Source organism: Pseudomonas sp. KBS0707, from assembly GCF_005937945.2.
Lineage (GTDB): Bacteria > Pseudomonadota > Gammaproteobacteria > Pseudomonadales > Pseudomonadaceae > Aquipseudomonas > Aquipseudomonas amygdali.
Window position 1 is genome coordinate 797,193 of the sequence record NZ_CP041754.1, and the last position, 12,777, is coordinate 809,969.

Annotated in this window: 9 protein-coding genes and 2 pseudogenes; 5 read left to right on the forward strand and 6 right to left on the reverse strand. The window is 53.2% G+C overall.

The genetic code is table 11. The features are described from left to right. The first annotated feature begins 139 nt into the window (after positions 1–139). The 5 genes from FFH21_RS03800 (at position 140) to FFH21_RS03820 (ending at position 6,467) form a co-directional block, all read left to right on the forward strand. Positions 140–778 carry a TetR/AcrR family transcriptional regulator gene (locus FFH21_RS03800; protein ID WP_011167674.1) on the forward strand — a complete coding sequence of 213 codons (639 nt, stop codon included), beginning with the start codon at positions 140–142 and terminating at the stop codon, positions 776–778. 886 nt (positions 779–1,664) lie between these two features. Next, positions 1,665–1,949 carry a hypothetical protein gene (locus tag FFH21_RS03805; RefSeq protein ID WP_134933121.1) on the forward strand — a complete coding sequence of 95 codons (285 nt, stop codon included), beginning with the start codon at positions 1,665–1,667 and terminating at the stop codon, positions 1,947–1,949. A gap of 2 nt (positions 1,950–1,951) precedes the next feature. Further along, positions 1,952–4,636: a glycoside hydrolase family 3 protein gene (locus FFH21_RS03810; RefSeq protein WP_041924428.1), complete on the forward strand. Its 2,685-nt coding sequence runs from the start codon at positions 1,952–1,954 to the stop codon at positions 4,634–4,636. A gap of 332 nt (positions 4,637–4,968) precedes the next feature. Then, positions 4,969–5,514 carry a GNAT family N-acetyltransferase gene (locus FFH21_RS03815; protein WP_011167676.1) on the forward strand — a complete coding sequence of 182 codons (546 nt, stop codon included), beginning with the start codon at positions 4,969–4,971 and terminating at the stop codon, positions 5,512–5,514. Beyond that, positions 5,511–6,467 carry a tyrosine-type recombinase/integrase gene (locus FFH21_RS03820; RefSeq protein WP_011167677.1) on the forward strand — a complete coding sequence of 319 codons (957 nt, stop codon included), beginning with the start codon at positions 5,511–5,513 and terminating at the stop codon, positions 6,465–6,467. The genes FFH21_RS03815 and FFH21_RS03820 overlap by 4 nt, the downstream gene beginning before the upstream one ends. Before the next feature lie 556 nt (positions 6,468–7,023). Here FFH21_RS03820 and pilM read toward each other — a convergent pair. The 6 genes and pseudogenes from pilM to FFH21_RS03855 form a co-directional block, all read right to left on the reverse strand. After that, positions 7,024–7,464, reverse strand: a complete 441-nt coding sequence (gene pilM, locus FFH21_RS03825; protein WP_011167678.1) for a type IV pilus biogenesis protein PilM — start codon at positions 7,462–7,464, stop codon at positions 7,024–7,026. Positions 7,465–7,495: 31 nt separating this feature from the next. Continuing rightward, positions 7,496–8,494, reverse strand: a pseudogene (pilV, locus tag FFH21_RS03830) (shufflon system plasmid conjugative transfer pilus tip adhesin PilV); the annotation flags it as partial. Then, positions 8,494–8,715, reverse strand: a pseudogene (locus FFH21_RS03835) (twitching motility protein PilT); the annotation flags it as partial. The pseudogenes FFH21_RS03835 and pilV, both read right to left, overlap by 1 nt. Positions 8,716–8,731: 16 nt before the next feature. After that, positions 8,732–9,208 (reverse strand): TIGR03757 family integrating conjugative element protein, encoded by a 477-nt coding sequence (locus FFH21_RS03840; RefSeq protein ID WP_011167680.1) that lies wholly within the window; start codon positions 9,206–9,208, stop codon positions 8,732–8,734. A 498-nt stretch (positions 9,209–9,706) separates the two neighbouring features. Beyond that, positions 9,707–10,195 carry a DUF1440 domain-containing protein gene (locus FFH21_RS03850; RefSeq protein ID WP_011167681.1) on the reverse strand — a complete coding sequence of 163 codons (489 nt, stop codon included), beginning with the start codon at positions 10,193–10,195 and terminating at the stop codon, positions 9,707–9,709. A gap of 238 nt (positions 10,196–10,433) precedes the next feature. After that, positions 10,434–11,675, reverse strand: coding sequence for a lytic murein transglycosylase (locus FFH21_RS03855; protein ID WP_011167682.1), 1,242 nt, complete (start codon positions 11,673–11,675; stop codon positions 10,434–10,436). Between the last annotated feature and the right edge of the window lie 1,102 nt (positions 11,676–12,777).

Below are 12,777 nucleotides of genomic sequence, written 5' to 3' on the forward strand. Positions count from 1 at the left end.
GATCTACAGGTGTCGGTAGCCGTGCCAAAATCGAGGCCGTCGACGGCTCTAGGACGATGGGTTTGAGGTTTAACCCATTGATGACCTGAGCCATAATGGGCCGTTTGAAGACCCACTCATAGTCGCAGGTTAATGTCTAATGGCTGCAGGAATCCACGAACCTGAATCTTCATCACCGTCGAAGCATAGACGGCCAGCTCCAAGGGGCGAGCTTCGGCGTGAAGCGCTCCTTGAGGCCGCACTTTCAGTATTTTCACAGGTAGGGTACGCACACGCTTCAATGAAAGATATTGCAAAGTTGGCCGGCGTTACTGCAGCTGGTCTGCTATACCACTTCCCTAACAAAACTGCGCTACTAAATGCCGTTCTTGATCGTAAAGAAAGCGAGGCAGATCAATATTTTGATCAGCTGAACGCCAGAACATCCCTATCAGGTTTTATAAAAAGTATTAGGGTGATATTCCGAAGAAGCATTGAGACACAGATGATAAGTCAAGCTTTTATGATGCTCAATGTTGAATCCTTAGGACAACTGCATCCAGCGCACGATCGTTTTCAGACATGGTTCAAAAATGTCCATAGCGCAATAGCATCTTATCTTGAGTCATTGATAGAAGAAGGTGAGATAAGATCGACTCAGACATCCGTAGTTGCTCGTGAGATTTGCGCTGTGATGGATGGCACGCAACTGCAGTGGCTAAGACGACCCGACGATATGGATCCAGTAGCGCAATTCGATGATTACCTCAGTCGCTTGAAGGTGACGCTCTCACCCTGAGAGCAGAACGCCGGCAAATTTCCTTGAAGTGTGGCGAGTGGCCATCACTCGTCATTATATCGTCACGATTTTTACATTTCGGTTTTGGACGCCAAACATGTGAATAATTGTGCTCGCAGTGCTTTTATTGAGGCTAATCACCACATTAAAGCATTTTAGAGCACGTTTTCTTCTATGCATCAATCTGAACTACTATTCAGTTTCGCGCGCTGTTATCATGCATCGTCCGTACGTGCATGTGAAATTTCTATCTTGTGGTCGGTTAAAGGAACTGAATTTGTTCTCGGTCAGATGATTGATTAACGGAAAAATATAAGGCAGGTGATTGAACATTTTCAGTGTTTAGTACTCTCAGGTTCGGAGGAAAGTTCATGTTTTTATATGCGGCCTGCATCATTGAGCGTCATATAAATTCGTACGTTGCCATGGCAGATTTCAAATTGAAAATTTATGCCTGTTGACGAGCCTGAGGGCACTAGCCTTTACGAAATTGTAACATTAATGTAATAACCATCCCGGCATGAAGCCAGGCGTGATAAAGGCATGAAGCATCTTTCAGATGTCATCAGCGCTGTCAGTTATCACGTTCGAAACTATAGCGGTGCCTCACCGCACTCATTTTTGAACTAGGGATTTGTTAGGCGCCTGAAATTAAAACTGGGACTTTGGCGTGCGCCTGTTTAACAGTATGTGTCGCCTGTGAAGCGCGTTTACCTTATAGGATAGATGCTCTTAACGGTTCTTCAAGGTATTTGATAAAGAATATTCTCGCTGTTTGCAATGGTGGGCTTTTGTGTGGACGAAACAGAAGCCGCTGACAGCGTTAGGCCGCAGCGGAAGCACAGTGTTGATGATATCAATCAGTCTTAGCGTGTTGGGAGATACGATGAAAGCATGTTTCTTGTCCGGGGTGTTGGTGGCCTGCTGCCTTGCTCCATTAGCTGCCCGTGCTGATAGCGGCACAGGTGTCCAAGGCACCAAGAGCATCGAGCAGTCCATCAAAGAATACGAAGCCAAGCGCCAGCAGGTCGTGAGTCAGCGGTCCACGTACCAGGTGCCAAAGGCTAAACAGTCCGATTCAGATCTGCTCGACGCAGAGGCTCCGACTCAAGATTCACCCGTCTCGGCGAGTGACTCAGACGACGACAAGCAAAACGCAGCAGGAGAGTGATCATGGGTCGAATAATCAATAAAAGCAGCGTCTTGATGTGCTGCTTGGTTCAGGCTGGGGTTACCTATGCGAACCCACCTGTTAATTCCAAAGACGTAGAGCAACGGGTCGAAAACTACGCCCAACAGATGACGCCGGGTGAGCAAATCGACTACACCCGGTCGGATAATGGTTACATGATCCCGCCACAGCCGAAGCTGGGCTTGCCGGGCACAGTGACCTATGACTCATCCATGGCAGTGCATACCACCAATCCTGTGCCTGGCACACAGTTTCCCTCACCATCAGCCCTTGCCGCCTCGTGGAGCATCAACCGAGCTAAAGAATACGGTCTGGCGATTGGCTACGAAACACGTGAGCTCGGCGGGCAGCAGATCATTGCCCCCGGCCTCAATCTTTACAGAACCCCTTATGGTGGCCGTGCCGGTGAATACCTGAGCGGTGAAGATCCTTTTATTGGTAGCGTGCTAGGCCCTGCCGTGGCTAACGGTATTCAGGCCCAGGGGGTGCAGACCGTCGCTAAACACTTGGTCGGCAACGATCAGGAGTCGAACCGGCATAATGTCGACATCAAAGTAGACGAGCGTACTCTCAGGGAGCTTTACCTGCCAGCTTTTGAATCTGCGGTGAAGAACGCAAACGTCGCCTCAGTGATGTGCGCCTTCAACAAGCTGAACGGCGAATACGCCTGTGAAAATCATCATCTCCTGACGGACATTCTTAAGAATGAATGGTCGTTTAAGGGCTTCGTGATGACCGATTATCAAGGGTTGCAGACGCCTATCAAAGCAGCGCTTGCAGGCACTGATATGGAGATTGGGGGCGGTAATTTCTTCACCCAGGCCAATCTGCTTCCTTTTGTAGAGAGCGGGGAGTTTCCACTGGCACTTCTCAACGATAAAGCTAGACGCAACCTGCGAGCGCTGCTCAGCTATGGATATGACAAAGGAATTCCCCAAGCTAACGGGATAGAGAATCTGAAACACGGCGGGAAAGCGTCTCTAAACGTTGCGCGCGAAGGTATCGTTCTGCTGCGGAATGATGATGCTAAAGGGGGCGACAAGGTTCTGCCTCTAGATCCAACCAGCAGGATCGCGGTTATCGGCGGTATTGCTGATGATATTTCGCCGTCTCCGTTTGGCTCTCACTATTCTCCGCCTACCACTTATGTCAGTGAGTTGGCAGGCCTGCGCAAGGTCGCAGGACGCAAGGGCCAGGTGGATTACCTGGAGCAGTACTCCCTGAGACCAGCCAAAGCTACCTGGTACCTCACTCATGCCCCTGAAGACAAAAGCGGCGCTCAGGGTCTGAAAGCTGAGTACTTTAATAATGTTGACTTGTCGGGTGATCCAGCAGTTACCCGCACTGAACCTGGCGTAAACTGGGACTGGTCGACGGGCTCAAACTCCACAGTAAACGGCGTGAGTAACACCACTGGGTTCAACCCCGCAGGTGGCAGCTTTTCTGCTCGATTCACCGGTGTCATCAAGCCAACGGTCAGCGGCGATCAGGTATTTAAAATTCATGCAGACGGCGCCTATCGTCTTTGGGTCAACGATGAGTTGATCCTTGAGAGCGACGGCGAGCCAGTCGCACTCGATCTGGTCTACGATCCTCCGAAATCGGGAAAGGCTGTACATCTTAAGGCTGGTCAAGAGTACAGCGTAAAGCTTGAATACCGTCGTCTGCGCGGTGACTTCGTGACCTGGAATGGCGGCTTCACTGGCATTCGTATGAGTTGGGCACCTCTGGCTGCACCTGACAACCTCAAGCAATACGACGCGGTAGTCATTGCAGCTGGGATGAACGGAGAGTATGAGGGTGAGGGCTTTGACCATGTTTATGAGATGCCTGAATACCAGTCGGACCTCATCAAGAACCTAAGCAAAGCCAACAAAAACACGGTCGTTGTCCTGCACGGCGGATCCGCGCAGAAGATCTCCCCATGGGTCAAAAAAGCCGGCGCGGTAATGCATGCCTGGATGCCTGGTCAGTATGGCGGCCAAGCAGTCGCTGAGATCATCTACGGTAAAGTCAATCCGTCGGGCAAGCTGCCAATCAGCATCGATAAAGACATTGAAGACAACCCTGCCTATGCCAGCTACCCGGATATCAAGGCCTATCAGGGTCCGAATGCCGCCACTGAAATGACCTACAGCGAAGGCCTGTACCTTGGGTATCGTGGCTATGATCACAACCATAAAAAGCCATTGTTCCCATTCGGCTATGGTCTGTCCTACTCAGACTTCAAATACAGCGACCTGAAGCTGTCGTCCAAGGTGCTGGTCCCAGGCCAGACGATCAATGCGCAATTCAAGGTAACCAATACCGGCCGAGTCGCTGGTTATGAGATCGCGCAGCTCTATGTGAGCCAAAAGAACTCGAAAGTGGACCGTCCGGTTAAAGAGCTGAAAGGCTTCGACAAGATTTACCTGAAGCCAGGTCAGAGCAAGACGGTGAGCATCCCCCTGGATGACCGCTCGCTGGCTTATTTCGACGAGCAAGACAAATCTTGGCAGTTGGACGCTGGTCGATTCACCGTCAAGGTGGGCTCATCTTCTGATGATCTACCGCTGTCTGACACGCTGACTAGCCTCTACTCAACGGAGCTCAGTACAACAACCTCCAATCCGCTTCCAAAGGCGGTGAGAAAAGCGGTCCAAGTGAGTGCAAGTCGCGCCTACTGATTCGGCCAATGCACGTGTCTTTCACGAGCACCCTCGTTTACACCCTCGCTGAGCGCGGGTAAGAGTCATCACAAGGGCATCGGTATCCGCCTACGAAAGCGGTTACTGGATGCCCTTTTTTAGGGTCTAGTTTTAAGACAAATGACGCACTGTGACCTATCTAGACTTAGCCGGGCGCTTACAAAAAAATGAGGATATAGGATGAAAGAAGGCTACCACCCAGTATCTGATGGCATGCTTGCTATAGTAGTAACGTCTTTATCGATGGCGTCGTGCCCCGAATTAAGGCCGGGAATAGATACACCCGCTTTGGATTTCGAACAGGCGGGCATATGACGTTTTTCAGCAGTATTCGTGGTTTTTTCAGTAGACGGCACGTCGCGAGTGTGGTGATGCGACCCATTACCCTGGTGAACGAGCGCACCGAATCGCAGCCTGGTCATTTCGTGTTTCCCGGTACTGACTTCATCGATCACATCGAGGTCGACGGCCAGCGTGTGGGTCACATCGACTACAGCATCAACCCGCTGCGCGACCGGCTGTACATCAACATGATTGAGCTTAGGCCCGGTAGTCAGCGACAGGGCATCGGCTCTGCCGTCCTCTGGCACCTTTGGCAACTGCACGGGCTGCCCATCGTGCCGCTGTACGAATACATCACGTCGGAAGGTTTCTGGTGTCAGGCACGTGCGCGCCTCGGCGCAGCGGGTGTGAAGATTGAGGCTCAGTTACGCGGTGTCATGCAAATGGAGCTGGAGCAGGAGCGTTGGCAGCACCTGGTGCCAGAGCCGGAACATAAGCGCCTGATCCGCGAGCTTATGACTTCCCCCGAGTGGCCGGCCATCAAAGCGCGGCACGATGCGGAGCGAAATGCATGAGTGAGTTGGTGATGGCCAACGCCGGCGAGCGGCGACTGACTGCACTGGAATTCCAGGAACTGGCCTCAGTGCCGGCAGCCGTCGAGTGGTTCGCCAATATCCGCAACCCGCGCACGCGCCGTGCGTACCAGGCCGATCTGCGCGAGTTCTGCAGCTTTGTCGACCTGGCCGGTGCCGAAGAGTTTCGCGTCGTGAACCGGGCACACGTTTTAGCTTGGCGTGCCCAGCTGGAGCGACGCGCTCTTTCTGGAGCCACGATCCGGCGCAAACTGGCGACGCTGGCCAGCCCCTTCGATTACCTCCTGGACAACAATGCACTGGCCGGGGGCAACCAGGTGCATGGAGTGGCCAGGCCCCCAGTTGAAACCAATGAGGGCAAGACTCCCGCCCTGGGCGGCGACCAGACCAAGCGGCTGCTTGATGCGCCGGACGATGAATCGCTCCAGGGCGTGCGCGACCGGGCGATACTCGCGGTGCTGTTGTACCAAGGACTGCGCCGTGAAGAGTTGAGCCTGCTGCAGACCGGCGACCTGCAGGAGCGCCGTGGTGTAAAGCACCTGCGGATCCACGGCAAGGGCGGCAAGATCCGCTACCTGCCACTGCACCCGGTCGCGGCTGAACGGATCTACGTATACCTGGTGCGTGATGGTGATCGAGCGCAGACGCCGGGTGCGCTTTTCCGCTCGCTGCGCGGCAAGACGTCAGGTACAGGGATTACCGGCAAGGGGGTTTATGGCGTTGTCAGTAAGTGGGCAAGCGCAGCGCAGATCCACGTGGACGGATTAGGCGTGCACGGCCTGCGGGCCACGGCGGCGACCAACGCGCTTGAACATGATGCCGACATTGCCAAGGTGCAGATCTGGCTGGGGCACGCAAACATCAGCACGACGCGTTTGTATGATCGGCGCGGTCATCGACCGGAAGACTCTCCGACGTTTAAGGTCAAATACTGAGAGCCGCCGATTGTAGGCCCCTTTAATCACTACCACTCGTCGGAGAATTAGAGTTGGTAGCTACTGCTTATTCCAAATCTCGAAATTTGACGGAAACGCTCGTAGAGGTCTCCCGGATGCTTCCAGATACCTCAAAACACCATTTCTACGAAAATCGCGTAGTCATAAAAACCCCCGCGCGAGGCGGGGGCTGGGGGCGTCACTATCGATATCAGGTGGCAATGCAATTTTCTTGCGATTAACATCGATGCAACACATGACGCATACAACGGGACCTCGGAAATCTCAGAGTATTGCTGGTAACCCCCTGCGTCAACTCCTATAGGGGGTTTACTCGCTGTCGTGTGGATATGTCAGGGGCCCAATCCTGATCCCATTCACTCTGCGAGGACATCGCCATGCTGCGATTCATACCTGAAGAGTTGATCAGAGCACTGCAGACCGCGTACTGGTCTATTCGTCTGATTCGACTGATTCAACAATTCTAAGTAACAGCGGCAGGGGCATGCGCCCCTGCTACCTTTCTGTTTGCATCTGTGACGATCCGTCAATGGACTCATTGGTAAGCCACGGCTGCGCCGTTGGGTACTGTTGCCGGTAATGCGACCCCTACGCTACCTGATGACGGTGTGACAAGATTGCCAGACGCCGCCGTGCCGATGGCCAGCGATCCATCAGTCAAATTGATCATCTCTGAAACAAGACCGGGAGGAGGGGATCCGAAGAACGCGTAACTTCGTCCAGCATCGATCACGCCCTCCACTCCAGGGTAACGAGCGTACCAAGTAGGCAGAACCAACTGGTTATCTGCCACCCTGCCTGACGCAGCTTTGTGAGTGTATGCATACTCGGCCAAGGCATTTCTGTAGACGAGGACGTTATTAGCAATCAGGGAGATCTCCACGGTCTGGGAGCTCTGTTCTGCCTGGTGTGACTTCTCGTAAACCATTCCGAGCACTGCTGTAATCACCACCATTGCAAGCCAGTAAATGTTCACTCTACGTCCTCGATGACTGCTATGAGCCTGCTCAAAACTGACAACAGAAAATGGTGGCGAAGTCGTTCTGGCCGATCACAATTCCCGGAGTGCTGCTGTTTCGTTGGCCGGAGCCAGTGGTGTCCCACCCGACTTTGGTGTATCCGACTGGGCAGGAGTAGGTAGTCGCGTCATTTGCGTCGTAACCATTGATTGTCTGTGCCGTACAGGTAGGGGCACTTGAACCGTTCACTACCCAGACCTGGTTATCACAGGAAAGCGATCGACCCGTACTGGTGCGACCAACCATTCCGTTTGCAGCACAGGCTGTCCCGGCAGTGGCTACGCCATTGAGCTGCAGGTATTCACCGACGGTCGCGCGACCTTCCGAAGTGACTGTCCCACCTCGGATATTCCCGGCTGTGTAGAGGTTCTTGTCGCCGTAGACCCGTACCCAGTCCGAGTCACTCATGTACCAGCCACCGCCCCATTTTTCGCTGTACCAGCCGGTGTCGCCCTGAGTGCGAAACCAACCGCCTGTGACAGTCTCGCCTGATATGCGGGCAGCCGCGCCCGTGAGGTTGGCCGAGGCGTTCACCGACTGTGCGTATACATCACCTGCAGCGATGACGTTGCTCTGGGCTGTGACGGATCCTGATGCACTTACATTTCCCTGGGCTGTGACTGATCCAGACGCACTCACATTACCAGTGGCGTTAACTGATCCAGCTGTGTCGACATTCCCTCCAACCGTCACTGTTCCAGAGGCGTTCAATGCAGCTACATCGTTGACATTGTTTCCTCCCATACTGAGCGCCGTGTTCATGCGATTGAGTTCAGGCTTTCCTGGGATGGCGTTGCGGTACAGGTAGTCGTTGGAGAGCGTGCCATCCTGGAGAAACAAGGCACTCGCAGTGTGGCCAACGCCTGGGTTGATCCCATAGTTGCTCAGCGCCAGTTGCCAGCCGCCTCGTACTCCTTGAATAACGCCGGTGTTGTTGAACGGGATGAAGCCACCCGGCGCGCCCATATTTTCCGCAATCGTCCGTGTATCTGAGTGACGCGAAGCACCGTCCCGTCTTTGATCAACGAGAACTCAGGATCCTGATGCACTTCAAAATGCCTCGAGCACTCCTCTCGTAAAAGCTGCGCGCTTTCTTTCCAGTTCTCCGGAGCCTCGACACGTCCGCTCTGGCCATCCAAGCCTTTTACGTCCGTGAAATCAGGCCCCAGATAGAGGTCTATAAAGGGCGTGTCGATGATCGGGCTCATGCTCAGTAGCCTAGGTTCATTGCGGCGTATCTCCCTGACCAGCGTCGTTTTGATGTTTGGCTGCAGTACGCCACTGGGCAATGCGATGTTCCGCCGCCAGAACATTGGTTTCGCCATACACAACAAACGTGCGGTCGACCACCACAGCAGGCACCTTCGTGACCCTGATGCTCCAGGCGTCTACGAGGTTTTGTTGAGCTAAGGCCAGGTCGCGTTGCAAGCGCTGCGCATCGGCGCTCTTGAGGCGCTGCTGCATGATGGTGATGGCTTGTTGCTGATTCGCTGGTAGCCCTTCCGAAAGCTTGGTCTCAAGCCGCTCTTGCTCGTCCAGGAGAATCAGCCGGACATGTGCCGGTGTCTGAACGGGATGGTTACGGTCCGTAATGACCCACGTCTCCGCGTGTGCGAGGGTGATCTGGGCGGCCATGACCAAGCCCAGGAAGCCCAAAAGGCTACGTTTGGATCTGAAGCAATAGGTTCTGGAGGGAAGCATGTGGCAGTACCTGCAGATGGTGTCAGGTACAGGAAACGCGATTGATGAAGAGCCGTCAGTAGGAAACCGTTATCGGGACGGTTGGGGTTTGGTGGCGCCTGTCTGGGCCGTGCGCCTGCCATCGAGCAGCAGGCGCGGTAGCATTTTCTTATAACGCCGCATAAACACTGGTGGTAGGCTTTCCCGGAGGCCTGCTGCTGACTCTCTTTGGAACGACAGCGAATTTCCGCCAATCCTGATAGAGAGTTCCACTACAGCCAAGATCCGTAGTGCAAAATACCTTTGACGTGGTCAAATCAAACACCTCATAAGAGTGGCTTCGATGACAGGCCGCATGCCAGAGCGGACGTGCTGCTGCTTTGGCTCACTCACACAGCTGGCCTGCGCGTCACAGAGCTGGCCCAGCTTGAAACGTCGCTTTTACCGCCAAGCAATCAATCCCGGTCGAAAAACGCGATGGTCGCAGGTTGAGGCCATTTCGATTGCAGGTCGTTACAGCTAACCAGGGCCGGGCGACCAACGTTGCTGCAGATCGCGACGTATGACTTCGATCACCCATATCCATAGCAAGTGTCCAAAGGTTTCAGATGCCCATTCCGCTGGAGGAAGCTCCCAGAGCGGAGGAGCCCAGTGAAACATCGGTAAAAGTACCCCGTGAAAAGCCAGGGTGACAAGCATGCCAAAGCCAAAACCTTGCCAAACGGCAATACGCGGATACCTAAGCGCAGTCAGGCAATAGAAAATGGCGAAAAAAATGGAAAAGCTTTGGTGAATCAAGGCACTGCCATAATTCACCATGTGCTCGGAGTACACGTAGGTAAGCTGATTAGCGTTGATACCGAGCGAATCAAGCATCTCTAAAGGCGGGATTGGACGATCTGGTGTGCGAGGCGGAAATGGGATTTCCGTCCCCCACTTGACAAAGCTAGAAACGTTACCTCCAATTAAACCGGCCGCTGCCGCGACATAATATTCACGAGTTTTCAAGTCAACATCCTTTCCTTCGATAGACCAGGCTTGAGAGATCCAGATCCGCGCCCAGAGCGTTTCCTCAAAATAGAACCCGACGGCTATTCGTATCACTATGATTTTAATAGGTAAATTATAAATATCGAAGCGATCTTATTCTGGGGCTGCACACGATCATACAAACTTTCTGGGGGGTGTAACCCGGCGCCCCCCCCCAAAAAAAATATAGCGAGCTAAACCTATGAAGTGAGTACACCTATCGGCGCAGACTCTCCAGTAGTACAGTGCTAGCGTAACCGTCGGGTGGCAAATGCTGATCCTTCTGGTAAGCCCGGATGGCCGCCCGGGTCATCGCCCCTATCACACCGTCAGCAGTACCCAGGGAGTAGCCCTTAGCAGTCAGCAGTTTCTGCAAATCGGTTACCTGCGCAATGCTGCCCAAGGGAGGATTATCAGTCGGCCACGGGTGAGACACGCCGGTCCCGCCAGCATAACTGTCGGCTAGTAGCCCGATCGTTAGCGCATAGGCAATGGAGTTGTTATAGCGCAGAATGCTACGGAAATTACTTAGGACCATAAATGCTGGCCCGCGATAACCAGCAGGCAGCAAGACCGATGCTTGCTCCTGTGCGAGCTGGCCCGGAATCGCGTGTGTCGTTCCCATCACCCCGAGCCGTTGCCATTCTGCAACGGGTTTCTTGATCGACATGTCAGCCTGAGCGTAATCGAAATTCTCGGGCAACTGCACCTCCTGTCCCCAAGAGATGCGCGAGTTCCAAGCACTGCGTTTTAAATAAGAGGCAGTGGAGGCCAGCGCATCGGCACGGGAACTCCAAACGTCGCGCCGATTGTCGTGGTTAAAATCAACTGCATAGTCAAGATAGGTCGTCGGGATGAATTGCGTCTGCCCCATCGCGCCAGCCCACGAGCCAATCAATTGCGCGCGAGCAATGTCTTTGTTTTGCAGGATATGAAGGGCGGCCATCAACTGTGTAGCCCCGTAATTCATCCGCCGGCCCTTGTAAGCAAGCGTGGCCAAGGAACGAATCACATCGCGACTACCAATATCCTTCCCGTAGCCGCTCTCAATACACCAGATGGCCGCGATAATCTTCGCATTCACACCGTAATGACGCTCTACCTCGTTCAAAACTGGCTCTTTTTGCAGAAGCTCCTGCCCTTGCTGGGTATTCTTCGGAGTCAGACGCTCAGACAAGTAATCCCAGATGGCCGTCGTGAACTCTGGTTGCGCCGTGTCCAACTGGTGCACAGTTGGGTCAAGCGTGATGTTTTGGAAGGCAAGATCGAGTGTGGCTGTGTCGATGCCCTTAGTAGTTGCATTGCTGCGGAAAGTAGCCAGCCATTGCTGAAAATCCGCCTCTGACGTGCTCTCGTTCTGCACGCCGGGAGTCATGTCTGTGGCGAAGCAAGCTGGCGCGGCTGATGCACATGCAAGCATAATGACTACCAGCGATGGAGTTATAACCCTGGAACGCATAGCTTTTACTCTCCTGTAAAGATTCCAATACGGTGCTTGTGAAGTGAAAGTGGCCTATGTGGTGCTTCTAACTTGGCGAGGTGTCGAGGTATTCTGCGCCAGCCTTATCAGTGAAGAAGTTTGGACATTCCTGATTTGCATAATCTACATATCCTGTGCGCTGGGCCATTTGTTCATGTTGCGGGGCTATGCGTGGTCATCACTAAGCGTGAGGTTCCATCGGAAATTTCTATCAGCAATGCAAGTCCTGCACTATCACGCTATGTCGACAACGCGGAGCCCGCAGCATTCGGGGACAAACCTTACGGTCAGCACTTCCTGTAGGAAACAGGCCCTCTTACTCCTCTGTCTCCACTGCTTGGTAGTCACTCCGTCATGTCTGCCGGCTGAGCTGGTGACGGAGCATCTGTTTTTTCTAGCCGCCGTCTCAATCTCGATGTGTAGGATTTTGAATTCCTACACACGAACCTTTGCCGTCTTATCCTTCTTGCCGTTTGGTAAGTTCAAATCCCTGCGCATAAACAAGGTTGAACGTGTCTGCCAAGTTCATTATTTCTTGGTCAGGCAGGCTGGCGGGAACTGTCAGTACCGGTTCGCCACCCGCACCTCGCACTGTAGCAGTACGGGGACTCGACTTCCGATCAATCCGAATATCATTGGGGTTTACGAGGTAAAAAAAATTGGTCATGTGCTTCTTCCGTGATTGCTGATAGAGTTTGAAAACTGAGTAGTTGACGCTGAGAGGAAGGTGATTTCTATTCAAATTCCGCACCGAAGATCCAGAAGCGTTTAAGCATAAGCCTGTTTGTTTCAGTTTCGCGTACTGTTATTTCTGGCGTTTCCGAACGCACGTGCTGAGGGGCGGCCCTTATTCCTGTTTGCAGCAAGACGTCTGACACGGTGTTCCTCTTGTCCAATAACGTAGCGATGGTTGTGATGCTCCGGTGGCGCAATGCTTTCAGGTTCAATGGGAAAAGCCGTATCGAAGTGAGGGGGCTCCTCAGTCAAACTTTGCGCTTCTTGGAGTATCCTGTAGGCATCCAGATTGCTGCTCCAATTATTAATTCCTACCATTGAACTTCTCCTTGAATAAAAAGTCTTA

Excerpts from the sequence above, each read along its gene's own strand:
- FFH21_RS03840 (WP_011167680.1), bottom strand. The coding sequence starts at position 9,208 with ATGCTTCCCTCCAGAACCTATTGCTTCAGATCCAAACGTAGCCTTTTG.
- FFH21_RS03855 (WP_011167682.1), bottom strand. The coding sequence starts at position 11,675 with ATGCGTTCCAGGGTTATAACTCCATCGCTGGTAGTCATTATGCTTGCA.
- FFH21_RS03820 (WP_011167677.1), top strand. The coding sequence starts at position 5,511 with ATGAGTGAGTTGGTGATGGCCAACGCCGGCGAGCGGCGACTGACTGCA.
- FFH21_RS03815 (WP_011167676.1), top strand. The coding sequence starts at position 4,969 with ATGACGTTTTTCAGCAGTATTCGTGGTTTTTTCAGTAGACGGCACGTC.
- FFH21_RS03800 (WP_011167674.1), top strand. The coding sequence starts at position 140 with ATGGCTGCAGGAATCCACGAACCTGAATCTTCATCACCGTCGAAGCAT.
- FFH21_RS03810 (WP_041924428.1), top strand. The coding sequence starts at position 1,952 with ATGGGTCGAATAATCAATAAAAGCAGCGTCTTGATGTGCTGCTTGGTT.
- FFH21_RS03805 (WP_134933121.1), top strand. The coding sequence starts at position 1,665 with ATGAAAGCATGTTTCTTGTCCGGGGTGTTGGTGGCCTGCTGCCTTGCT.